Origin of the sequence: Rhizobium sp. AQ_MP (assembly GCF_014237835.1) — a bacterium.
GTDB lineage: Bacteria > Pseudomonadota > Alphaproteobacteria > Rhizobiales > Rhizobiaceae > Allorhizobium.
In genome coordinates, this window is sequence record NZ_JACJVI010000004.1 from 69,820 (window position 1) to 89,962 (window position 20,143).

Annotated in this window: 28 protein-coding genes and 1 pseudogene; 14 read left to right on the plus strand and 15 right to left on the minus strand. The window is 62.3% G+C overall.

The window, feature by feature from the left end:
* Positions 1 to 36: 36 nt before the first annotated feature.
* Positions 37 to 528, minus strand: coding sequence for a DUF721 domain-containing protein (locus H6M51_RS08275; RefSeq protein WP_185809413.1), 492 nt, complete (start codon positions 526 to 528; stop codon positions 37 to 39).
* A gap of 82 nt (positions 529 to 610) precedes the next feature.
* Between H6M51_RS08275 and mutY the strand changes: the two genes are divergently transcribed.
* From mutY to H6M51_RS08295, 4 genes are all read left to right on the plus strand, one after another.
* Positions 611 to 1,717 (plus strand): A/G-specific adenine glycosylase, encoded by a 1,107-nt coding sequence (mutY, locus tag H6M51_RS08280; protein ID WP_185809414.1) that lies wholly within the window; start codon positions 611 to 613, stop codon positions 1,715 to 1,717.
* Between the two features lie 3 nt (positions 1,718 to 1,720).
* Positions 1,721 to 2,332, plus strand: a complete 612-nt coding sequence (locus tag H6M51_RS08285; protein ID WP_185809415.1) for an HAD family phosphatase — start codon at positions 1,721 to 1,723, stop codon at positions 2,330 to 2,332.
* 100 nt (positions 2,333 to 2,432) lie between these two features.
* Entirely contained in the window at positions 2,433 to 2,738 is a 306-nt protein-coding gene (locus tag H6M51_RS08290) for a type II toxin-antitoxin system RelE/ParE family toxin (protein ID WP_246780460.1), read from the plus strand.
* A gap of 2 nt (positions 2,739 to 2,740) precedes the next feature.
* On the plus strand, positions 2,741 to 3,082 hold the full coding sequence (locus tag H6M51_RS08295; protein WP_185809416.1) for an XRE family transcriptional regulator: 342 nt from the start codon (positions 2,741 to 2,743) through the stop codon (positions 3,080 to 3,082).
* A 176-nt stretch (positions 3,083 to 3,258) separates the two neighbouring features.
* Here the strand turns inward: H6M51_RS08295 and H6M51_RS08300 are convergent, their stop codons facing one another.
* Complete coding sequence (locus tag H6M51_RS08300) at positions 3,259 to 4,389, minus strand: site-specific DNA-methyltransferase (protein ID WP_185809417.1); 1,131 nt, start codon at positions 4,387 to 4,389, stop codon at positions 3,259 to 3,261.
* Positions 4,390 to 4,641: 252 nt separating this feature from the next.
* Here H6M51_RS08300 and H6M51_RS08305 point away from each other — a divergent pair, with 252 nt between their 5' ends.
* Both H6M51_RS08305 and nadS read left to right on the plus strand, forming a co-directional pair.
* Entirely contained in the window at positions 4,642 to 4,992 is a 351-nt protein-coding gene (locus H6M51_RS08305; RefSeq protein WP_185809418.1) for a type II toxin-antitoxin system RelE/ParE family toxin, read from the plus strand.
* Positions 4,989 to 5,279: a NadS family protein gene (gene nadS, locus H6M51_RS08310; RefSeq protein WP_185809419.1), complete on the plus strand. Its 291-nt coding sequence runs from the start codon at positions 4,989 to 4,991 to the stop codon at positions 5,277 to 5,279. Before H6M51_RS08305 ends, nadS begins: the two co-directional genes overlap by 4 nt.
* A gap of 59 nt (positions 5,280 to 5,338) precedes the next feature.
* Here nadS and H6M51_RS08315 read toward each other — a convergent pair whose 3' ends face one another.
* The 10 genes and pseudogenes from H6M51_RS08315 to H6M51_RS08355 all read right to left on the minus strand — a co-directional run bounded on the left by H6M51_RS08315 (position 5,339) and on the right by H6M51_RS08355 (position 10,110).
* Positions 5,339 to 5,680, minus strand: coding sequence for an MmcQ/YjbR family DNA-binding protein (locus H6M51_RS08315; RefSeq protein WP_185809420.1), 342 nt, complete (start codon positions 5,678 to 5,680; stop codon positions 5,339 to 5,341).
* Positions 5,681 to 5,698: 18 nt separating this feature from the next.
* Positions 5,699 to 5,892, minus strand: a pseudogene (locus H6M51_RS24600) (type II toxin-antitoxin system HicA family toxin).
* Positions 5,893 to 5,899: 7 nt separating this feature from the next.
* Positions 5,900 to 6,142 carry a DUF1902 domain-containing protein gene (locus tag H6M51_RS08320; protein ID WP_185809421.1) on the minus strand — a complete coding sequence of 81 codons (243 nt, stop codon included), beginning with the start codon at positions 6,140 to 6,142 and terminating at the stop codon, positions 5,900 to 5,902.
* A gap of 155 nt (positions 6,143 to 6,297) precedes the next feature.
* On the minus strand, positions 6,298 to 6,720 hold the full coding sequence (locus H6M51_RS08325) for a DUF1284 domain-containing protein (protein ID WP_185809422.1): 423 nt from the start codon (positions 6,718 to 6,720) through the stop codon (positions 6,298 to 6,300).
* Positions 6,721 to 6,746: 26 nt separating this feature from the next.
* Positions 6,747 to 7,337, minus strand: coding sequence for a biotin transporter BioY (locus H6M51_RS08330; RefSeq protein ID WP_185809423.1), 591 nt, complete (start codon positions 7,335 to 7,337; stop codon positions 6,747 to 6,749).
* 754 nt (positions 7,338 to 8,091) lie between these two features.
* Entirely contained in the window at positions 8,092 to 8,772 is a 681-nt protein-coding gene (locus H6M51_RS08335; protein WP_185809650.1) for a GntR family transcriptional regulator, read from the minus strand.
* Positions 8,773 to 8,831: 59 nt separating this feature from the next.
* Positions 8,832 to 9,146, minus strand: a complete 315-nt coding sequence (locus tag H6M51_RS08340) for a type II toxin-antitoxin system RelE/ParE family toxin (RefSeq protein WP_185809424.1) — start codon at positions 9,144 to 9,146, stop codon at positions 8,832 to 8,834.
* Positions 9,133 to 9,378, minus strand: a complete 246-nt coding sequence (locus tag H6M51_RS08345) for a type II toxin-antitoxin system ParD family antitoxin (protein WP_054151189.1) — start codon at positions 9,376 to 9,378, stop codon at positions 9,133 to 9,135. Before H6M51_RS08345 ends, H6M51_RS08340 begins: the two co-directional genes overlap by 14 nt.
* 61 nt (positions 9,379 to 9,439) lie before the next feature.
* The gene (locus H6M51_RS08350) at positions 9,440 to 9,784 is read right to left on the minus strand and encodes an antibiotic biosynthesis monooxygenase (protein ID WP_185809425.1); all 345 of its coding nucleotides are present in this window, start codon (positions 9,782 to 9,784) and stop codon (positions 9,440 to 9,442) included.
* Positions 9,781 to 10,110, minus strand: a complete 330-nt coding sequence (locus H6M51_RS08355) for an NIPSNAP family protein (protein WP_185809426.1) — start codon at positions 10,108 to 10,110, stop codon at positions 9,781 to 9,783. Before H6M51_RS08355 ends, H6M51_RS08350 begins: the two co-directional genes overlap by 4 nt.
* A 166-nt stretch (positions 10,111 to 10,276) precedes the next feature.
* Between H6M51_RS08355 and H6M51_RS08360 the strand changes: the two genes are divergently transcribed.
* The 5 genes from H6M51_RS08360 to H6M51_RS08380 all read left to right on the plus strand — a co-directional run bounded on the left by H6M51_RS08360 (position 10,277) and on the right by H6M51_RS08380 (position 13,281).
* A complete protein-coding gene (locus tag H6M51_RS08360; RefSeq protein ID WP_185809427.1) occupies positions 10,277 to 11,044 on the plus strand; it encodes a helix-turn-helix transcriptional regulator in 768 nt (255 codons plus the stop codon).
* Entirely contained in the window at positions 11,044 to 11,424 is a 381-nt protein-coding gene (locus tag H6M51_RS08365; RefSeq protein WP_246780447.1) for a DUF4440 domain-containing protein, read from the plus strand. Before H6M51_RS08360 ends, H6M51_RS08365 begins: the two co-directional genes overlap by 1 nt.
* A 125-nt stretch (positions 11,425 to 11,549) precedes the next feature.
* Positions 11,550 to 11,894, plus strand: a complete 345-nt coding sequence (locus H6M51_RS08370; protein ID WP_185809428.1) for a multidrug efflux SMR transporter — start codon at positions 11,550 to 11,552, stop codon at positions 11,892 to 11,894.
* Complete coding sequence (locus H6M51_RS08375; protein ID WP_185809429.1) at positions 11,894 to 12,490, plus strand: TetR/AcrR family transcriptional regulator; 597 nt, start codon at positions 11,894 to 11,896, stop codon at positions 12,488 to 12,490. The genes H6M51_RS08370 and H6M51_RS08375 overlap by 1 nt, the downstream gene beginning before the upstream one ends.
* Positions 12,491 to 12,591: 101 nt before the next feature.
* Positions 12,592 to 13,281, plus strand: coding sequence for an HAD family hydrolase (locus tag H6M51_RS08380; protein WP_185809430.1), 690 nt, complete (start codon positions 12,592 to 12,594; stop codon positions 13,279 to 13,281).
* Positions 13,282 to 13,299: 18 nt separating this feature from the next.
* On the opposite strand, the gene H6M51_RS08385 is transcribed toward H6M51_RS08380, so the two are convergent.
* The gene (locus H6M51_RS08385; protein ID WP_185809431.1) at positions 13,300 to 14,220 is read right to left on the minus strand and encodes a diacylglycerol kinase family protein; all 921 of its coding nucleotides are present in this window, start codon (positions 14,218 to 14,220) and stop codon (positions 13,300 to 13,302) included.
* Between the two features lie 177 nt (positions 14,221 to 14,397).
* The gene (locus tag H6M51_RS08390; RefSeq protein ID WP_185809432.1) at positions 14,398 to 15,762 is read right to left on the minus strand and encodes an LLM class flavin-dependent oxidoreductase; all 1,365 of its coding nucleotides are present in this window, start codon (positions 15,760 to 15,762) and stop codon (positions 14,398 to 14,400) included.
* Between the two features lie 111 nt (positions 15,763 to 15,873).
* On the opposite strand from H6M51_RS08390, the gene H6M51_RS08395 reads away from it, so the two are divergent.
* Positions 15,874 to 16,467, plus strand: a complete 594-nt coding sequence (locus H6M51_RS08395) for an XRE family transcriptional regulator (protein WP_185809433.1) — start codon at positions 15,874 to 15,876, stop codon at positions 16,465 to 16,467.
* A 36-nt stretch (positions 16,468 to 16,503) separates the two neighbouring features.
* On the opposite strand, the gene H6M51_RS08400 is transcribed toward H6M51_RS08395, so the two are convergent.
* Positions 16,504 to 17,061 carry a hypothetical protein gene (locus H6M51_RS08400; protein ID WP_185809434.1) on the minus strand — a complete coding sequence of 186 codons (558 nt, stop codon included), beginning with the start codon at positions 17,059 to 17,061 and terminating at the stop codon, positions 16,504 to 16,506.
* A gap of 303 nt (positions 17,062 to 17,364) precedes the next feature.
* Between H6M51_RS08400 and thrC the strand changes: the two genes are divergently transcribed.
* Complete coding sequence (thrC, locus tag H6M51_RS08405) at positions 17,365 to 18,771, plus strand: threonine synthase (protein ID WP_185809435.1); 1,407 nt, start codon at positions 17,365 to 17,367, stop codon at positions 18,769 to 18,771.
* A 20-nt stretch (positions 18,772 to 18,791) separates the two neighbouring features.
* The gene (locus H6M51_RS08410) at positions 18,792 to 20,090 is read left to right on the plus strand and encodes a pitrilysin family protein (RefSeq protein WP_185809436.1); all 1,299 of its coding nucleotides are present in this window, start codon (positions 18,792 to 18,794) and stop codon (positions 20,088 to 20,090) included.
* Positions 20,091 to 20,143 lie beyond the last annotated feature (53 nt).

Consider the following 20,143-nt stretch of genomic DNA (forward strand, 5'->3'; position numbering starts at 1 on the left):
TTCAGGGAGACTGCCGGCGCGCTGTACGCGGGCCCGTCACTTGCGTTTCGCCTGCAATACGGCTGTGCCGAGACGCTCGACGGCGCGGCGGAGGTTCTCGTCTTCGATGCCCTCCATCATCGCTGCCAGGCGTTTTGCCTTTTCGCCTTCGAGCTTGCGGATGCGAGGCCTGGTGCTTGCGACCGAGACCGGCTTCTGGACGATGCGGACCTGGCCGATTGCGGGGTAGCCGAAGAAGCCGTTGATGCGGGCGATCAGCTCGCCCTGGGCATGGGAGAGGAAGAGCGCGCGGGCGCCTTCGCAGGCGATCGTCAGCACGCCTGGGCGGTGGCCACCATCTTCGGGCAGATCGGAGCGGCGGGGCCAGGCGATCTTTTCCGGCCGCGTGCAATCGGCAAAGCCCTCCCCGACGATGTCTTCCCAGGAGCCGAGCAGCGCCGTGTTGATGCCGGCGCGGCGCGCCAGCACCGGGTCGACGATGCCGTTGGCGATCTCGGCGATCTGGTTTGCGCCCTTGAAGGTGGCCATGGCGTCTGGGGATCCTTCACATCGGCCCTTGAACGGGCGACTGCTTTGGCCAGATATAGGCCATCCGCCCCTCTTTCCGCAAATGACCGATTTGACACTCCCCAGCAAAGCCCTGACGAGACCCAAGGCCGCCAACCTCCTTGCCTGGTATGACCGGCATCACCGGGAGCTGCCCTGGCGCATTTCTCCCAGCGCGGCCAAGCGTGGGGTCACGCCAAACCCCTACTACATCTGGATGTCCGAGGTGATGCTGCAGCAGACGACGGTTGCTGCGGTGAAGGCCTTTTTTGCCAAGTTCATTGCGCGATGGCCGACGGTCAAGGATCTCGCGGAGGCGCCGAACGAGGAAGTCATGGCGGCCTGGGCGGGGCTTGGCTACTATGCCCGCGCCCGCAACCTGAAGAAATGCGCCGAGGCCGTGGCTTTCGATCATGGCGGTGTCTTTCCGGATACCGAAGAGGGATTGCGCGCGCTTCCGGGCATCGGCGACTATACGTCGGCAGCGGTTGCGGCGATCGCCTTCAACCGGCCAGCGGCTGTCATGGACGGCAATGTCGAGCGGGTGATCTCGCGGCTCTTTGCCATCGAGGCGCCGCTTCCAGGATCAAAGCCGCAGATGAAGGCGAAGGTGGCGGAGCTGACGCCGACCGACCGGCCGGGAGACTTTGCCCAGGCGATGATGGATCTGGGTGCGACGATCTGCACGCCGAAGCGCCCGGCCTGCGCGCTCTGTCCGTTCAACTACGCGTGTCTGGCGCTCGCGACCGACGAGCCGGAACGTTTTCCGGTCAAGGCGGCGAAGAAGGCAAAGCCGGTGCGGTTGGGGGCAGCCTTCATTGCCGTCGATCGCGACGGGCAGCTTCTGTTGCGCAAGCGGGTGGAGAGCGGCCTGCTCGGAGGCATGACCGAGGTTCCGACGACCGACTGGACCTCGCGGCAGGACGGCGAAACGGGGATAGAGGCTGCCCCCTTCCCGGCCGACTGGCAGGCGACCGGGGTCATCACCCATGTCTTCACGCATTTCGAGCTCCGCCTCTCGATTTTCCGTGTCGGCCCGATCGACAGGCCATCGGATCATCACGGTTTCTGGGTGCCCGTCACCGAACTTGATGGGGAAGCGCTGCCGACTGTCATGAAGAAAGCAATTGCAGCGGCTATTCCGACGGCCTTTCAACATTCCAAAGGGTAAGACATGACCGAAATCCGCCATATCGTTTTCGACATCGGCAAGGTGCTCATCCATTACGATCCGAACCTGCCTTTTTCGCGGATCATCCCGGACGCCGAAGAAAGAGCGGAGTTCTTCGCAAAGGTCTGCACCCATGACTGGAACCTGGAGCAGGATCGTGGCCGCAGCTGGCACGACGCCGAAGCGCTGTTGATCGAGCAGTTCCCGGACAAGGAGACGCATATCCGCGCCTTCCGGAAATACTGGGCCGAGATGGTGCCTTACGCCTATGAAGACAGCGTTGCCATCATGACCGGGCTGATCGATGCCGGACGCGACGTGACCATGCTCACCAACTTCGCCGCCGACACTTTTTCGGAAGCGCGCAAGATGTATCCCTTCCTTAACCTGCCGCGCGGCGTCACGGTGTCCGGCGAAATCGGGCTGATCAAGCCTGATGTGGCGATCTACGAGCGCCATGCAAAGGATTTCGGGCTTTCGCCGGCCCATTCCGTCTTCATCGACGACAGCCTGGCGAATGTCGAAGGCGCGCGCGCTGCGGGCTGGCAGGCGGTGCATTTTACCGGAGCGGAAAAGCTGAAGGCGGATCTCGGCGCACTGGGCGTGACAGCCTGACCATGGAAAATGCCCTTGAATGCATATGCATTCGAGAGCATATTGAGATCTAAGTTGGCCCGTTCTTCTGCATACGGATTTCGAGCCGGAGTTTCATGCCCTGCCGGAAGTGGTGCGGGATGAAATCTTCGTCTCGCTTCCGCTTATGAAGACTTACGGACCAACACTCGGCAGACCCTGGGTGGACACGCTCAAAGGGTCGCGATTCGCCAAGATGAAGGAGCTGCGGTTTCGCGCAGCAGACGGTGTCTGGCGGCTCGCCTTTGCCTTCGATCCCAAGCGGCAGGCGATCCTGCTTGTGGCAGCCGATAAGTCCGGCGTGAGCGAGCAGCGGTTCTACAAGGTGCTGATCGACAAGGCCGACAGACGCTTTGCCGCGCACTTAAAAACTCTTGAGGGTGAGTGATGATGGTACGTGCATTGGACGATCTCCTGGCGGAACTGCCGATGGAAAAACGGAAGGACCTCGAATTGCGCGGTCAGGCCCGGCTTGAGGACTATAGAACCCTGCAAGAACTGCGCAAATCCCGGGACCTGACACAGGAAAAGCTTGCCGCCCTGCTTGGCATCAACCAGGAAAATGTATCGCGCCTCGAACGTCGCAATGATCTGCTCTTGTCGACGCTGAGAGACTATGTCGAAGCCATGGGAGGAGATCTTGAAATCATCGCCCGATTTCCGGATCGGGAACCTGTACGGCTGAGTGGTCTCTTGCGAGATGTGGTGCCGGGCGAAGCTTCGAAAGAATAAGGCGCTGGCGCGGGTGGAGTTGGCGGACCCCTGCCCGCGCCAGATCGACCCCTGAAGATCGAATGCAGCCGGATGTAAGAGCTTCGACTTGCTCGAAACTGATCACAGGAATGTGAAGTTATTCTAATGTTGATGAAAATCGGTTTCGGCGCGTCCTGCGCGCCGAAAGCTTGTGTTCACTCCAGGCCGCCCATGCGGCTGCGAATGACGGCGCGCAGATCATCGATCGGTTTCAGGGCGCCCTTTTCTTCGACATGCCAGAAGGTCCAGCCGTTGCAGGCGTCCAGCCCCTGAACACGGGCGCCGACGCGGTGGATGGAACCTGCCTCGCCGTTTGCCGTCAGCGTGCCGTCGGCGCGAATGATGGCGGAGTGGCGGCGCTTGGCATCGGTCAGGACCTGGCCGGGCTTCACCAGGCCTGCTTCGAGCAGAACGTTGAAGGCGACGCGTGGTTCGGCCTTCTTGCCGGACATGACCGTCAGCTCGACCTTGCCGAGCGGCTCGACGGCGGCGATGCGGGCCGAGGCCGCATCAATGTAATCCTGCTCGCGCTCGATGCCGACGAAATGACGGCCGAGACGTTTTGCAACGGCTCCTGTCGTGCCGGAGCCGAAGAAGGGGTCGAGCACGATATCGCCCGGCTTGGTGGACGCCATGATGACACGGGCGAGCAACGCTTCCGGCTTCTGGGTCGGATGGACCTTCTTGCCGTCGTCACCCTTCAGACGCTCGCCGCCCGAGCAGATCGGGAAGAGCCAGTCGGAGCGCATCTGCACGTCGTCATTGGCCGCCTTCATCGCATCGTAATTGAAGGTGTAGCCCTTGGCCTTCGGATCGGGCGAGGCCCAGATCATCGTCTCATGAGCGTTCTGGAAACGACGGCCCTTGAAGTTCGGCATCGGGTTGGTCTTGCGCCAGACGATGTCGTTGAGGATCCAGAAATTCAGGTCCTGCAAGGTCGCGCCAACGCGAAAAATGTTGTGGTAGGAGCCGATGACCCAGATCGTGCCGGTCGGCTTCAACACGCGGCGGCAGGCCAAGAGCCAGGCGCGGGTGAAGGCGTCATAGGCTTCGAAGGAGGCGAACTGGTCCCATTCGTCGTCGCAGGCATCGACGAGCGACTGATCGGGGCGGTGCAAAGCGCCACCGAGCTGAAGATTGTACGGCGGATCGGCGAAGATCACATCGACGGATTTGTCGGGAAGGGCCTCGAGGGCGGCAACGCAATCGCCCTTGATGATGCTGTCGACCCAGGCCAGCGGGTCGGACGAACGGCGGAGTTCGGCAATCGGAAACACAGAAGCCATCGGTTACTCACTCTTACGCTGACGCAGCACGGGAACACGACGCTATGGTTACCGAAGTTGGTTACCGAAGGGTGAAGAGGCGGCGAGATTTTGTGCGGGGGTGGGATGGGGGGACGACCGGGGAGTGCGCCACTTAAAGGCAACTTATACGCGAGCCAGCCTTTTCGACTCAAGGCTTCCCGGTCAAACTGTCCGATATCGCCGCTCCAGAGGCTGGACAGAAGGACGGCATTGCCGTATAGAGAGGGAGTCATGCAGACCGTCATCCAGACGCAGACTTTTCTGGTGCAGGCGAAGCGCTGCGGCCTTTCCGACGACGAACTGCAAGACATTCTGGCTGTCATCGCGGCCGATCCCGAAGCCGGAGACCTGATGGCGGGAACGGGTGGGGCACGTAAGCTGCGGCACCGACGCGATGGTCATGGTAAACGTGGGGGCTTTCGGACGATCCACTATTTCGGTGGCGGAGACATTCCGGTGTTTGCGCTGGCGATTTACGGGAAGAACGACAAAGGCAACCTCTCGAAGGCCGAACGGAACGAACTGGCGCGCATCCTTCCCAGGTTGGCCGATGCCTACAGACAGAGAAAGACCAGAGCATGAGCTTCGGAAAAGAGCTGATCCAGAGTGCAGAAGAAGCGCTCGCTATTGCCGAGGGCCGGGCCGAACCTGCGGCTGTCTTCGTTCCGGAAACCGTCGACGTCGCGGCGATCCGCAAGCGTCTTAAGCTTTCACAGGCGGAGTTTGCGCGGCGTTATGGACTGCCTGCTGGCACGATCAAGGACTGGGAACAGAAGCGTCGCCAGCCTGACCGGGCTGCATTGGTGCTGCTGAAGGTGATTGACCGGGCGCCCGAGATGGTCGCTCAGGCGTTGCACTCCCGGGGCTGAGCTGAGGAAATTCGACATCTCAGTGTAACGTCAGAGCGTAACACGCCTGCGGCGCCCCCTCACCGTCCCGCATCCCAGGCCTTCACCACCGCCTTCTTGGCCTGCGCCCGCCAGACGCGGGTGAGGTTTTCGCGCGCCCATTCGATATCGAGGCGATCGGGGTGGGCGAGTACCATCGGATAGGGGCGGTGATGATCGGTGGTGAAGAAGGTGTCGGGGTCCATGTCGATCAGGTGGTCGCGCTCCTCGAAGGGGACCTTGAAGACCGGGCAGTCATGGGTCGGGTTCCAGAACAGCATGGCCTTGCCGTTGACCTTGAAGGACACGGCGTTCCAGGAGGTGGTTTCCTCCGTGGTCGGCAGGGCAAGGATGATCTGGCGCAGCATATCGAGGGTGATCATGGCTATTTCATCTTCCGCTCAGAACGCTTTCGGCAAACCTGCCTGTTTGAGCGTTTCGTTGCTATATGGCGGGACTTCATACCGTGATCGACGGTGAAATGGCGATTGGTGATCGGGCTATACCAAATCTCGTGATCGCCCTTTCCCGGCCGCACGAAGGTGCAGCCCGCAGCGGTCAAGCGCTCCTTCAACTCGCGGAGATAGCTTGCCATATCCGCGTCAAAAGCTCGGGTTCGGCACCTTGCCGATCTGTTCGGCAACAATGTGCACAGGAATTTCCGGCAGGTCTGAGCCGACCCCATTCAGCTCCAGTAGATCTGCGACAGCCGCCATGACCTTCGGCTGAAGCTTTTCCATGCTTTCCGACTCAACCGCCAGGCCTTCGATATCATTGCTGGTGGCCACCCAGACCTCGGCTTCGTCGTCCCAGGTGGCGCGCACAATGATCGACCGCATGTTCATCTCGGCTTCCTCCGGTGTCGATGGAGAGACCCTACACTCAACCGAGGACAGACGAAAGCGCCTGATACGCTCCTCGTCCCCGGTGCAACCAGTTGCACCTGAGCGCTTCGGGCACCTTCTCCCCGCCAAGTGGGGAGAAGGAAACGCCGACCGCCTCAGGGCGCGACGCGGACACCCCTATAGCCGCCATCGGCGACGCTGTCGCAAAGGCTCGACCATTCACAGCCGGAACAGGCGGTGCGGATCTCGCCGGTGGCGAAGGTTTTTCTCAGACGCGTCAGCAGAGCGGCAGAGGGCGTGATGCGGGCACCCAGCGGCAGCGGGCTGCCGATCAGGCGGGCGACGGCGTCTGCTGCCGCGCGATCCCGCTCGATGACGCTTGCCCCATGGCAATGGGCCTTAGGGTCTGCGGTCAGAGGCCCGCAGATATCGTCCGGCCCTGCCACCAGTTCGATCTCCTCGCCGGCCGAGAGCCTTGCGGCAATGACCTCGTAATTCTCGACGAAGGCGGGCGAATAGCCCTTGCCGACATAGGTCAGCATGCAGAGCAGGTGGTGGGCGCGGAGCCGGACGGTCATGCGTGTTTCAGTCTGTTGTCAGGCGCTCAGAGGTGGAGCTTGCTCGTCTGGCGGCGTGCCAGCGCCAGCAGCAGAGCGGCGGCAAGCGCGGATTTCAGCACTGCACCCAGAATGAAGGGGGTGACGCCGAGAGCCAAGCCCTTTTCGGCACCGATCAGATAGCCAAGCCAGGCGCCACCGATGGCGAGGCACAGAATGTTGGCGGAGAGATGGGCGAGGAAGCTCTTGACGACGTGGCTGCCCGTCCAGCCCTTCTCAGCGAGATAACCGGCAAGGGCCGCGATGATCGGGAAGGAGACGAGGTAGCCGGCAGTCGGCCCGACAAAGGGTGCCAACCCGCCGCCGCCACCCGCCAACACCGGCAGACCCATCATCGCCTCGCCGAGCCAGGCAAGCACGGTGAGCGCGCCGAGGCGCCAGCCGTAGAGCACGCCGATCATGGTAATGGCAAAGGTCTGCATGGTGATCGGCACCGGCACCATGGGCACGGAGATCTGCGAGGCAAGGGCCAGCACACCCGTGCCGAAGAGGAGAAGGGCGGCCTGCACGGGAAGCGAACGGCCGGATATGCCGAGCGGATCGAAACCGCGAGCGGCGGGCGCGAGAATGGTCGTCATGGGCAATCTCCATTTTATAGATAATTTATGTGGCGACGAATCTTTTATCTATGGAATTGGCGGGTGCCAAGGTGGTGGATGCAGGAATCTCGTGAGTAGCCGTCAAATTCGGCGTCGGATTTGTTTATCGTGATATGATCTGGTGGACGTTCTGAACTTTTATCTATAAATTTACACTGAGAATTAGAGCGTAGCCCCTCACCCTACCCTCTCCCCGCAAGCGGGGAGAGGGAGGCACGCGCGGTTAGCGCTTCGGCTTTACTCGCATGTGGGGAGACGGTGCCGCCCTCGGCAGGCTCAGAAGTCGGATGAGAGGTAAAGGATCCCCCTCACCCTAAGGCGCCTGCGCCAGCAGGTCTCGAAGGGCGAGGCCACGAGAGGAGCCACCCGCCCTCGTCCTTCGAGGTGAGCATTCGCTCCCACCTCAGGATGAGGGCTGGTCAGCAGCAAGGGGCGCTCCTATCACAGGGCGATGGCTGATCAGCGGAGAACAGCACGTTCCTTTGCCTGGATGAGGGTTTGTCTGAGGCGCCACCACCAACACCCTCCCCTTGAGGGGGAGGGTCGGACCGAAGGTCCGGGGTGGGGTGACGGCAACGCTTGCCGGGATCAATGGCGAAGTGGTTCTTCGGCTCCCAAAAGCGGCCCGTGGCGGAAGTCGGACAGGTCGGCGGGGCTCACACCCACCCGCCGCTTTGCAGCGACTTCCCCCCTCAAGGGGGAGGTAGACAGCGGCGGAGCCGGTCGGCGACGCTCACCCGACGATGGCGAAGCCTTCGGTCTCCGCCCGGCCCGGAACCGGCAGAGGCGCGCGGCCGATCCACTGGACGTGGCGCTCGAGGATGCGGGCGGCTTCCGTCGCGTCGCCGGACTTCAGCGCTTCGAGGATGGCGCGGTGGTCATGGTCGGTGCGGGCTTCCCAGGTGGCGCGCCAGGCGACGAAGAGGAAACGGGCGGAGACGGCGTGAAGATCATCGATGACGGACAAGAGGCGCGTCATGCCGCAGGTGGAGACGATCAGCCGGTGGAAGCGGCGGTTCGCCTCCTCCCAGGTGCGAACATCCTTGGCATTGTCGGCATCGGCAGCGGCCCGTTCGGCGGCGGCCAGCACCTCCGGCGTGAGGTTAGGGGCGGCGTGGCGCAGTGCGAGCACTTCCAGCGCTGCGCGCATTTCGGCGACTTCTCGCACCTGTTTCAGGTCGAAGCTTGCGACCCGCACGCCGCGACGGGGAATGCTGACAACAAGGCCTTGCGCCTCCAGCCGTCGAAAGGCCTCGCGCACCGGCACATGGCTTGCGCCGAATTCCTCGGCGATATGATCCTGGGCCAGACGCGATCCGGGCACGAGTTCGCCATGGATGATGCGCTCCGCCAGCGCGCGGCTGATGCGGCTCGCAATCGTATCCTCAGGAGAATCTTGGGGCTTCTTCGGCATGGGTATCTGCATAGTCAGCGGCTGCCGGCTTGTCGAGATATGGCGGCGGAGGACGCGCGTCACTCGAGCGCCCTTAGGATCGCCTGCCAGTCCTGCCGGCCACCGAGAACGCGCAGGATGGTCACCTGCCCTTCCAGATCCACACAGACAATCAGATGGCTGCGATAGGGATAGATCCGGACCGGGGGTGAAAACTCGAGGCGCTCGCGAAACAGCGTCGGAGACCGAGCTACCCGATCGAAGGCCTGCACGAGTTCATCGAGGTAACGATCAGCCTGATCGGCGGACCAGGTATCCGCACCATGGGCCCATACACCTTCGAGGTCTCGCAGTGCCTCAGGCGCAAGGGTGTAGCGGGCGCTATCGGGCGCCATGGCTCTCGCGCATCCGCCGCTTGAAAGCCTCGGGATCAAAGGGCTCCGGTGGGCCGCTTTCGATCCCCTTGGTGATGGCGGCCTGAAGCTGGTCGAAAGCTGCCAGACGCTCCTGGTCCTTGCGAATGAGGTCGCGGATATAGTCGCTGGCATTGCCATAGCGACCGCTTTCGGCCTGACGCTCGACCCAGGCCTTCATCGGATCGGGAAGGGATACGTTCATCGTTGCCATGGTCTGCCTCCGGTCATGCAGACAAAATGGCGCGTATGGCAAAGTTTGTCAAAACACGGCCTCACCCATGCCGGGCGCGACTGTCCTCCGGGGCCTCGGCACGATCCTCAAGGCCGTAGTCGCGGAGCACTTCGGCGACGCGGAGGCGGTAGGCGGCGAAGACGCCGCCCCGGCCGGCGGACTGGGCAGCGCGGTGTTCTTCCGTCTCGCGCCAGCGGCGGACGGCCTCTTCGTCGCGCCAGAAGGAGAGCGACAGAAGTTTGCCGCGCGTGGTCAGGCTCTCGAAGCGTTCGACGGAGATGAAGCCGTCGGTCGCCTCCAGGTGGCCGCGCAATTCGCCGGCGAGATCGAGATAGCGGTGGCGCTCGCCGAGAAAGGGCACGACCTCGAAGATCACCGCGATCATGGCTGGACTTTCGACAGTGGTGGATTGGAGACGTTTTTGAGGAAGAGGCGGTCCTCCTCCAGGATGAAGCGGGCGTTTCTGGCGAATTCGTAGTTCGCCTTGCCGAGTGGATCGGCGGCAAGCCTTCCGCGATAGGCCTCGTAGGCTGCCAGATTTTCGATGTTGTAGATGCCGTAGGCCGTGGTTGCCGAGCCCTCGTGCGGGGCGAAGTAACCGACGAGGTCGGCGCCACAGCGCGGAATCGCCTCGCCCCAGTTGCGGGCGTAGGTGGCGAAGTCGTCGCGACCGAAAGGATCGATGCGGTAGCGGATGATGCAGGTGATCATGGGTGGCTCCTCGTTTGTTGCGAGGCGGGTTTGCCATGAACGAAGGGCGCGATGCTTCGATCGGGATCGAAGTTACCCCATACCTCGCCTTCAACAGTTCGACCGGGATCGAAGCATTGGCTAGACTGGCCAGGCAGACTGCGCGTCAAAACCTGGAGAAAATCTTATGGCGGAAGGTCCTGATATCGCGCGCATCGCCTCGCTGATTGGCGATCCCGCGCGTTCGAACATGCTGCTGGCGCTCCTCGGCGGCAAGGCGCTGACGGCCACGGAGCTGGCGGGGGCCGCCGGTGTCACGCTGCAAACCGCGAGTTCGCATCTGTCCAAACTCGAAGAGGGCGGGCTCCTCTCCCAGCGCAAGCAGGGTCGACATCGCTATTTCGCGCTGGCGGACGGTCATGTCGGGACAATGATCGAGACCCTGATGAGCTTTTCGGCGACGCGCGGGCATCTGCGCCACCGTACCGGGCCGAAGGAGCCGGAGCTGCGCAAGGCGCGGATCTGCTACGATCATCTGGCAGGCGATTTCGGTGTCCGGATGCTGGACAGCCTGATTGCGCAGGGCGCGATCCGGGCGGAGGACGAGGCGCTGACGCTGACGGCGCAGGGCGAGGCATTGCTCGACGCCAGAGGTATCGACATCGGAAGCCTTCGCGCCAGGCGCCGACCGCTTTGTCGCGCCTGCCTCGACTGGAGCGAACGGCGGACGCATCTCGCGGGCAGCCTGGGGGCGGCATTGCTTACACATTTCCTCGATCGCGGCCTTGCCCGACGGGTCGAAGAGAGCAGGATCATCCGATTTTCTCCCGAGGGGGAGCGGCATTTCGCAGCTTGGTTTCCTGTGGGTGGAGACCGTGAATCGGGCGCTGCAACGCCGGCAGGAATGAGCAGTGCGATCAATCGCGTTCAGGCGGCCCATAAAGAGGCGAACTGATGAGCATACCTAGCCTCGCGGAGATTGTAGCATTGGAAGAAACACTTCATCGGCCGGAGGTCAGGCGCTGCCGACAAACTGTGGAAAACCTGATAGCCGAAGACTTCATGGAAATAGGCGCTTCGGGCAAGATTTATGACAGGAGAGCAATTATCGAGCTGCTGGCAAAAGAGCCGGCGCTGCCCGATGACGTCGTGAAATCGATGAATTATTCGTTGAAGATGATCAGCGAGGGATCGGTGCTCCTGACCTATGAGACGGAGCGCATCCATGCTGACGGGTTGCAGAGGCGCGCTGCAAGAAGCTCGATATGGGTGCAAACCGGGTCCAAATGGCAAATGCTGTTTCATCAAGCTACGATCAGGCTCTCATTCTCATAGGTAAAGTCGTCTTCCAAGGTTGATCTCCGGCCGTTCGTCACCTCCTGCCCCTCGCGAGTCTGGTCGCACTTGAAAACAAACCGACCGTACGGTATGTTTACTCTTCTCTCGTCCGGAGCCCTGTCATGAACCCCACCCTTACCGCATATGGTGCCCTCGCTGCGGCCATTGTGCTCGAAGTGATCGGCACGACGCTGCTGCAGAAGTCGGCGCAGTTCACCAAGCTTTTGCCGACGGCGGGCATGGTGATGTTCTATGTCGCCTCCTTCTACCTTCTGTCCCAGGCGCTGAAGGGCATGCCGCTCGGCATTGCCTATGCCATGTGGGGCGGGCTTGGCATCGTGCTGACGGCGCTGATCAGCGTGTTTTATCTCAAGCAGAGCCTGGACCTTGCAGCGCTAGCGGGTATTGCGCTGATCGTCGCCGGGGTGATCGTGATGAACACGCTGTCGAACACGGTCTCGCACTGATGGCGGCCTCCCCTGCATCTGCCGAGACCTCGCTCTCGGCCCATCATCGCAAGAAGCAACCGGAGCAGGTGCGTCGGGCGCTGCTCGATTGTGCCGCGCAGATTGCCGCCGAACAGGGAGCGCAAGCGATCACAATTCAGGCGGTCGCCGAACGGGCCGGCGTGACCAAGGGCGGATTGCTGCACCACTTCGACAGCAAGCAGGCGCTGCTGGCGGCCGTGTTTTCCGATCTGCTCGCGCAGATGGACCGGGAGATCGACCGGACCATGGCCGGCGATCCTGTGGCGCATGGGCGCTTCACAAGGGCCTATGTGCAGGTCTGCTTTTCCGACCGCCTGCTCGGCGAACGCAGCCTCTGGGCTGCACTTTCGGTCGCCATCGTTTCCGAGCCGGCGCTGCGCGCGCTCTGGTCCGGCTGGCTCGACGGTCGCATGGTCCGGCATGCGGAGACGGACGGCGATCCCGCTCTCGTCGCAGTACGGCTTGCCGCCGATGGGGTCTGGCTCGCCGACATGATGGAAAAGGCGGGTGGGCTGAAACGCTATCCGCAGCATTTCGAGGCGGTGCTGCTCCAAATGGCAAGCGCGCAAACGTGACGACAATGGCAGAAGGGCTGCCATGCGCCTTGCATGATTGTCCTTGCCGTTGCGATCGTGTAGGAAGCCGCCTTCTCCCAGACGACACGATGGATATCCCCATGAGCGGCTTCGACCTCACCCTTTTTGATTGCGACGGCGTGCTCGTCGATTCCGAAATCATCGCGGCCAAGGTGGAATCGAAGCTTCTGACGGAAGCGGGCTATCCGATCTCGGTCGAGGAAATGGGCGAGCGTTTTGCCGGCATGACCTGGAAGAACATCCTGCTGTCGATCGAGAAGGAAATCGACATCCCGCTCTCGGCGAGCCTCATCGACAAGTCGGAACAGTTGCTCGACCAGAAGCTTTCGCGCGAGGTCAAAGCGATCGAGGGTGTGCAGTATGCGCTGTCGCGTCTATCAGGCCCGCGCTGCATCTGCTCCAACTCGTCCTCCCACCGCCTCGACATGATGCTCTCGAAGGTCGGCCTGAAGGAGTTCTTTGCACCGCATATCTATTCGGCGAAGGACCTCGGCGCAGACCGCGTGAAGCCGAAGCCGGATATCTTCCTGCATGCGGCCAGCCAGTTCGGCGTCCCCCCCTCCAAATGCATCGTGATTGAAGATTCCGTGCATGGCGTGCATGCGGCGCGCGAAGCCGGCATGCGGGTCGTGGGCTTTACCGGCGCTTCCCATACCTACCCCTCGCATGCCGACCGGCTGACCGATGCCGGCGCCGAAACGGTCATTGCGCGGATGCAGGACCTGCCCGGCGTGATCGCTGCCATGGCCGAATGGGAAGGCGCGTTCTGAGAGTTTTCGAGCCGGCCCTTAAGTCTTGACGGTCAGGGCGCCGGGCAGGATTTCGGCCGTGAAGGCACCCCGGATGGCGCCCTCGCCATCGACCTCGATCGGAAAGCGCGTGGCGTCGAGCGGGCGCACCTCGACCCGGCGGCCGCGATGGAAGCTCAAAAGCGGGTGGCCGACATGACCAGCGGAATGCAGGCGTCCCAGTAAATTCAGAAGCCCCAACACTTTCTCTTCGCGCATCACGGCAATATCGAACCGGGCGTCAGCGACATCCGCTTGCGGCGTGATGTGCATGCCGCCGCCAAACCAGGCCCCATTCGCAATCGCGACCACGGCGAGCCGTCCGGCATGCACCTTCATGCCATCGATCAGGATCTCGAATTCATAGGGGTGGTATCGGAGGATGGCGAGTGCCGAATGGACGAGGAAGCGAAGCGGACCGTTCAGGATGCGCCGGCGCCCGGGAGCATTCACGGCGTAGACGATTTCCCCGGAAATGCCGACGCTGGTGATGTTGGCGAAATGCCGGCTGATCTCCCGGCCCGCGTGGTCCCTCGAGATCAGTAGACCCGCATCGATACGCCGCAGCGGGGCGTTGGCGATATGTTCGGCCAGCTCTGCGGGATCGGCGGGCAGGTTGAAGTTGCGGACGAAATCGCAGCCGGTGCCGACGGGCAGAAAGGCGAGCGGCATCTCGGGGCGTGTCGACGTCAAAACGCCGTCAACGACGTCGCTGATGGTCCCGTCACCGCCTGCCACAAGCAGCAGGTCATAGGGACCAGCGGCCAGTTCCTGCGCCAGCCTTTTGGCATCGCCACTTGAGCGACTTTCGTGGATTTCCAGATCCGGGAAACGCTGACCAAGAGCTCTGTGCAGGGGCGCCCATTGCTTCTGGCCCACGCGGCCTCCGGCGACGGGGTTTCTTACGACCGCAATTCTCAATCAGGCCTCCCCAGAGGCATCTTCGCGGACGCCTCCCCTTCTTCTTCTTGCCGGAGCGTCCGTGGCACGAGCGACGGTCGCATCCGGTTACGCGCCGGAAACTAGCATCCGCCACGCGCCGAGAGCAAGGTGAGGTTCCAGCCCTCAGAGGAGCGCGGCAACCGGCGACCGGGGATCTCAGCCGGGATGGTATCGATGGGTTGCGGCAACATGAGCCTTGCCGAGGCGTGGTTTGCCGAACAGCTTCTGACGCAGCGGCCCTTCGCCGTATTCGGTCTTGTAGAGGCCTCGCTCCTGCAGGCGCGGGACGATCAGTTCGATGATGTCATCGAAGCACTCTGGCACCACGGTGCGCGAGAGGTTGAAGCCATCGACGCCGGTGTCTTCGACCCAATCCACCAGCCAGTCGACGACCTGATCTGCGGAAGCGACGAGCGGCGGCTGGCGGCTGCCGAGCACCATCTGCTCGATCAGCTTGCGCTTCGTCCATTGCGGGCCAGCGGCCCGATCCATTGCCTTGATGTTGGAGGTGATCGCCTGGCTCTTGCCCGTCTCGACCGGTTCGTCCATGTCGAACCGGTCGAAGTCGATGCCCATGGAGGCAGCGGCATGCACGAGCGCTGCTTCCGAACTCACATAGTGGCGGTAATCCTCGAACTTTTCCCGTGCTTCCTTCTCCGTCCGACCTGTGACGATCGTGGCGCCGAGGAAGACCCTGATGTCATCGCCGCGGCGTCCCAGACCTTCGGCACGGGCGCGGATGTCGGAGACAATTTCACGTACACCCTCCTTCTTCTGGCCGTTGACGAAGACACATTCGGCATGGGTGGCGGCAAACTGGCGGCCGCGCGGCGAGGAGCCAGCCTGATAGAGGACCGGCGTGCGCTGCGGCGAGGGTTCGCAGAGGTGATAGGCATCAACCCTGTACTGGCGTCCATGATGATGGACGGGATGCACCTTGTCCGGATCCGTATAGACCTTTGCCTGCTTGTCGGCGACCACAGCGTCATCTTCCCAGCTCCCCTCCCAGAGCTTGTAGACCACATCCATGTATTCATCGGCCAGATCATAGCGGTCGTCATGGGCCATCTGGCCGTCGAGACCGATGGCGCGGGCGGCGCTGTCCAGATAGCCGGTCACGATATTCCAACCCATGCGGCCGCCGGTCAGATGGTCGAGCGTCGCCATTCGACGGGCGAAGAGAAAGGGCTGTTCGTACATCAGGTTTGCGGTAACGCCGAAGCCGAGATGCTGCGTGACGGAGGCCATGGCCGGCACCAGCATCAACGGGTCGTTCACCGGCACCTGGACGGCGCCCCGCAGCGCTGGTGCCGGACTGCCGCTCAGCACATCGTATATGCCGACGACATCGGCCAGAAAGATGCCGTCGAACAGACCAGCTTCAAGCCGCTTCGCATAATCGGTCCAATAGGCGAGGCTGCGATAGTTCATCGACCGGTCGCGCGGGTGGGACCAGAGGCCTTGCTGGATGTGGCCGATGCAGTTCATATCGAAGGCGTTGAAACGGATTTCACGTGCCACGGCGGTTCGCCCCCTTCCTATTTATCGTGGCGGCTTGTGGATGCGCCGTCACCTATCGTATCCTCTTGTCCACCATAGAAGACAAAGCCGCAGAATTTTGCAAGGGTCGAGATGCCAAAGACGGCGCATAGCAACGAAGTTCACGACGAAAACTGCCAAGCGCGGGCGATTGCCGAACGCATCCGGCTGGAGCGAGAGACTCGCGGCTGGTCGCTTGCAGAACTGGCGGCCCGTTCCGCTGTGTCCAAGGCCATGATCAGCAAGGTGGAACGGTGCGAGGCGAGCCCAACGGCCACCGTGCTCGGCCGCCTTTCGGGTGCCTTCGGCCTGCCGCTCTCCGTGCTTCTGGCGCTTGCCGAACGCGAGGGGGAACGACTGGCGCGACGGATGGAGCAGCCGGTCTGGACGGATCCGGAAACCGGCTACACGCGTCGGACGCTATCACCTCATAATGGTGGGCAACTGGAACTGTTGGAAGTGGTTTTGCCGCCGGGTGTCCGGATCCCCTACCCCGCTTCAGCCTTCAGCTTCCAGCATCAGCAGATCTATGTTCTCGACGGGCGTCTCGACTTCATCGAGGGCTCCCGCAGCCATGCGCTTTCAGCAGGCGATTGTCTGCAGCTGGGGGCACCTTGCGACTGCGTGTTCATCAACGCCAGCGACGAAGCGATCCGCTATTTGGTGGCCCTGACGCGGCGCGGGTAGGCGCCGATCATCCGACCGGGCGCCTTCTCTCGGAACTTACTTCTTCTTCGGCTGTTCAAAGCCGATGAAGACACGGGCCGTACCGGAGACATTGCCGGGGACGGTTGCCACCTTGCTGTAGATGAACTGTGTCGGTGTGTTCACGTCGGCGAGCGTGACAGGATACTGTTCGACCTCGCTGAACAGTTCCTGGTCGCCGTCCATCACGGTTACACGGACCGGAAGATTGATCGTGCCCGCCTTGCCCTGAGGGCCCGCAACGAGGCGGCCCTTCACGAGGGCATTGATCGTCAGCGAGGTGTCGGTCCGCGAGCAGGAGCGCGTCGTGTCGGCGAGCGAGGCCTGCAAGACCACCTGCTGGGCGTCGCCGTCCTTGCCGCGCGCATAGGTGCGATAGACGGCGGTTCCGTCCCGAAGAGAGATGACGGGGCAGAAGCCTTGCACGACGGCCTGCTGTGCTGCGGCAGCCGCCGCGGCGTTTCCGGGCTGCGACTGGGGCAGGCCGAGGCTGCTACCGAGGCTGCCGGCATTGCAGCCAGAGAGAACCATCATCAGCGAGACGGCGACAACACCGCGCGACACGTTTACAGACACGAGACTTCACCTTCCGCATGCTCGGCCAAAAGCCGAAAAACAGTCAAACTTGAGGCTTTTCAGCGCCCTCGCGGATGGTCTATACCAGCGGCCACAACAAAAATCGATTGGGTAGCCGGCAATTTGCTTCAATTTTCGATGGGCCTTCGAAGGACGGCGAACTGCCCCAAACCGGCCACGCCATCCGCAACTGCCGAGCTTGCGAAATCCTGGCCGGCACTCTGGCGCAAACGGGCAAACCTCTTTATCGGAAACGCCATAGGTTTGACGGCGATTTCGGCTCCGATTTCTTGAACTTTAGGGATGAGCATCGTGGAATATATCTCGACCCGCGGCGAGGCCCCCAGCCTCGGCTTTTGTGACGCACTTCTGGCGGGTCTCGCCCGCGACGGTGGTCTTTATGTGCCCCGCGAATGGCCGCAAATGTCGAAGAAGGCAATCCGCGGACTTCGCGGCAAATCCTATGAAGAGGTCGCCTTCGAAGTCCTCCTGCCGTTCACCAATGGCGAGATCGAGCCCGCCACCTTCCGGGCGATGATCGACGAGGCTTACGCGACCTTCAAGCATCCGGCCGTCGCGCCGCTGGTGCAGACGGGTCCGAATTCCTTCGTGCTCGAACTTTTCCACGGCACGACGCTCGCCTTCAAGGACGTGGCGATGCAGCTGCTCGCCCGCCTCATGGACCATGTTCTGGAAAAGCGCGGCGAGCGTGCGACGATCGTTGGCGCGACCTCGGGTGACACCGGTGGGGCTGCGATCGACGCCTTTGCCGGACGGTCGCGTACCGACATCTTCATCCTCTTCCCGCATGGCAAGGTGTCGCCGGTGCAGCAGCGCCAGATGACCTCCTCAAAGGACGAGAACGTGCATGCGATTGCCGTCGAGGGCAATTTCGACGACTGCCAGAACCTGGTGAAGGCGATGTTCAACGACGTTGCCTTCCGCGATCGTGTCAGGCTGTCGGGCGTCAACTCGATCAACTGGGCCCGCATCATGGCGCAGGTGGTCTATTACTTCACCTCGGCGGTCGCGCTCGGCGCGCCGGACCGCAAGGTGTCCTTCACCGTGCCGACCGGCAACTTCGGTGATATCTTTGCCGGCTACGTCGCCAAGAAGATGGGCCTGCCGATCGACAAGCTGGTGATCGCCACCAATGACAACGACATCCTGGCGCGCACGATGAAGACCGGCCGCTACGAGATGAAGGGCGTGTCCGCCACCACCTCGCCGTCGATGGACATCCAGATATCCTCGAACTTCGAACGCCTGCTTTACGAAGCCTATGGCCGCGACGCATCCGCCATCCGCTCGTCGATGGAGGGCCTGAAGCAGTCCGGCGCCTTCGAGATCCAGCCAGAGGCGCTCAAGTTTATCCGCAAGGACTTCCGTGCCGGCCGCGCAACCCAGAAGGAAGTGGCCAAGACCATCAAGGCCGTTCTCGACGAGACGGGTTACCTGCTGGACCCGCATACGGCCGTCGGCGTGCATGTCGCAAAGAAGTTTGAAAAGCCGCAGAGCCCGATGGTCGTGCTCGCCACCGCGCATCCTGCGAAGTTCCCCGCTGCAGTAAAATCAGCCTCCGGTATTGACCCCGCGCTTCCGGCGTGGCTTGCTGATCTGATGGACAGGGAGGAGCGCTTCGAAGTCCTGCCCGCGGAACTGAAAGCCGTCGAAAGCTTTGTCAGTGAACATGCGCGGGCAGTCAGGTAGGAAGCGCGGAAAGACGGACCATGAATGTTGAGTGCACCCGGCTTCCATCGGGTTTGACTGTTGTAACCGAGAACATGCCGCATCTGGAAAGCGTGGCTCTCGGCACCTGGATCAAATCCGGCTCGCGTAACGAGACCGAAGCCGAGCACGGCATTGCGCATCTGCTGGAGCACATGGCCTTCAAAGGCACGAACCAGCGCACGGCCCGGCAGATCGCCGAGGAAATCGAGAATGTCGGCGGCGAAGTGAACGCCGCCACCTCGACGGAGACCACCTCCTATTACGCCCGCGTTCTGAAGGACAATGTCCCGCTCGCGGTCGATATTCTCGCCGATATCCTCACCGACAGCGTCTTCGACGAAGAGGAGCTGGAGCGCGAGAAACACGTGATCCTGCAGGAGATTGGTGCGGCCGACGACACGCCAGACGACGTGGTGTTTGACCGCTTCTCCGAACAGGCGTTCCGGGGCCAGACGATCGGGCGCAGCATTCTCGGCACGCCCGAGACGGTGCAATCCTTCTCCAGCGACCAGATCCGCGGCTATCTTTCGCGAAACTACACGACGGACCGGATGTTCGTGGTGGCCGCCGGCAAGGTGGACCATGATGCCTTCGTCAAGCAGGTCGAGGCCCGCTTTGCCTCGCTGCCGACGAAACCCTCCACGACACCCGTGATGGATGTGGCGCGCTATACCGGCGGCGAAGCCCGGGAAGAGCGCGACCTCATGGACACGCAGGTTCTGCTCGGCTTCGAGGGCAAGGCCTATCACATGCGGGACTTCTACTGCTCGCAGATTCTGGCCAACATTCTCGGCGGCGGCATGTCCTCTCGCCTCTTCCAGGAAGTGCGCGAGATCCGCGGCCTCTGCTACTCGGTCTACGCCTTCCACTGGGGCTTCTCCGACACCGGCATCTTCGGCATCCATGCGGCAACCGGCGGCGAGAACCTGCCGGAACTGGTGCCCGTCATCATCGACGAACTGCGGAAGTCGTCCGAACATATTGACAGCCAAGAAATCGAACGCTCGCGGGCGCAGATCCGCGCCCAGCTGTTGATGGGCCAGGAAAGCCCGGCCGCGCGTGCCGGCCAGATTGCCCGGCAGATGATGCTTTACGGCCGGACGATCCCGAACCAGGAAATGATGGACCGGCTCGCCGGGATCACCACCGAAAGGCTGACGGACCTCGCGGGCCGCCTGTTCTTCGACACCGCACCGACACTGTCGGCCATCGGCCCGATGGATCACCTGGTTCCACTTGATGACATCCGGGGCGCATTGACGACGCAGCCTGCCGGTATCCGCAAGGCCGTCGGTTAGCAGCCGTCGGCACAGACCTCGACCGGCGGCAAAACCGCCGGACATCGCTTGAG

Excerpts from the sequence above, each read along its gene's own strand:
- H6M51_RS08330 (WP_185809423.1), bottom strand. The coding sequence starts at position 7,337 with ATGACGACCATTCTCGCGCCCGCCGCTCGCGGTTTCGATCCGCTCGGC.
- H6M51_RS08295 (WP_185809416.1), top strand. The coding sequence starts at position 2,741 with ATGGTACGTGCATTGGACGATCTCCTGGCGGAACTGCCGATGGAAAAA.
- H6M51_RS08370 (WP_185809428.1), top strand. The coding sequence starts at position 11,550 with ATGAACCCCACCCTTACCGCATATGGTGCCCTCGCTGCGGCCATTGTG.
- H6M51_RS08340 (WP_185809424.1), bottom strand. The coding sequence starts at position 9,146 with ATGGCGCCCGATAGCGCCCGCTACACCCTTGCGCCTGAGGCACTGCGA.
- H6M51_RS08410 (WP_185809436.1), top strand. The coding sequence starts at position 18,792 with ATGAATGTTGAGTGCACCCGGCTTCCATCGGGTTTGACTGTTGTAACC.
- H6M51_RS08355 (WP_185809426.1), bottom strand. The coding sequence starts at position 10,110 with ATGATCACCTGCATCATCCGCTACCGCATCGATCCTTTCGGTCGCGAC.
- H6M51_RS08335 (WP_185809650.1), bottom strand. The coding sequence starts at position 8,772 with ATGCCGAAGAAGCCCCAAGATTCTCCTGAGGATACGATTGCGAGCCGC.
- H6M51_RS08395 (WP_185809433.1), top strand. The coding sequence starts at position 15,874 with ATGCCAAAGACGGCGCATAGCAACGAAGTTCACGACGAAAACTGCCAA.
- H6M51_RS08380 (WP_185809430.1), top strand. The coding sequence starts at position 12,592 with ATGAGCGGCTTCGACCTCACCCTTTTTGATTGCGACGGCGTGCTCGTC.
- H6M51_RS08300 (WP_185809417.1), bottom strand. The coding sequence starts at position 4,389 with ATGGCTTCTGTGTTTCCGATTGCCGAACTCCGCCGTTCGTCCGACCCG.
- H6M51_RS08365 (WP_246780447.1), top strand. The coding sequence starts at position 11,044 with ATGAGCATACCTAGCCTCGCGGAGATTGTAGCATTGGAAGAAACACTT.
- H6M51_RS08325 (WP_185809422.1), bottom strand. The coding sequence starts at position 6,720 with ATGACCGTCCGGCTCCGCGCCCACCACCTGCTCTGCATGCTGACCTAT.
- H6M51_RS08350 (WP_185809425.1), bottom strand. The coding sequence starts at position 9,784 with ATGATCGCGGTGATCTTCGAGGTCGTGCCCTTTCTCGGCGAGCGCCAC.
- H6M51_RS08275 (WP_185809413.1), bottom strand. The coding sequence starts at position 528 with ATGGCCACCTTCAAGGGCGCAAACCAGATCGCCGAGATCGCCAACGGC.
- H6M51_RS08360 (WP_185809427.1), top strand. The coding sequence starts at position 10,277 with ATGGCGGAAGGTCCTGATATCGCGCGCATCGCCTCGCTGATTGGCGAT.
- thrC (WP_185809435.1), top strand. The coding sequence starts at position 17,365 with ATGAGCATCGTGGAATATATCTCGACCCGCGGCGAGGCCCCCAGCCTC.
- mutY (WP_185809414.1), top strand. The coding sequence starts at position 611 with ATGACCGATTTGACACTCCCCAGCAAAGCCCTGACGAGACCCAAGGCC.
- H6M51_RS08320 (WP_185809421.1), bottom strand. The coding sequence starts at position 6,142 with ATGAACATGCGGTCGATCATTGTGCGCGCCACCTGGGACGACGAAGCC.
- H6M51_RS08345 (WP_054151189.1), bottom strand. The coding sequence starts at position 9,378 with ATGGCAACGATGAACGTATCCCTTCCCGATCCGATGAAGGCCTGGGTC.
- H6M51_RS08375 (WP_185809429.1), top strand. The coding sequence starts at position 11,894 with ATGGCGGCCTCCCCTGCATCTGCCGAGACCTCGCTCTCGGCCCATCAT.
- H6M51_RS08285 (WP_185809415.1), top strand. The coding sequence starts at position 1,721 with ATGACCGAAATCCGCCATATCGTTTTCGACATCGGCAAGGTGCTCATC.
- H6M51_RS08315 (WP_185809420.1), bottom strand. The coding sequence starts at position 5,680 with ATGATCACCCTCGATATGCTGCGCCAGATCATCCTTGCCCTGCCGACC.
- H6M51_RS08305 (WP_185809418.1), top strand. The coding sequence starts at position 4,642 with ATGCAGACCGTCATCCAGACGCAGACTTTTCTGGTGCAGGCGAAGCGC.
- nadS (WP_185809419.1), top strand. The coding sequence starts at position 4,989 with ATGAGCTTCGGAAAAGAGCTGATCCAGAGTGCAGAAGAAGCGCTCGCT.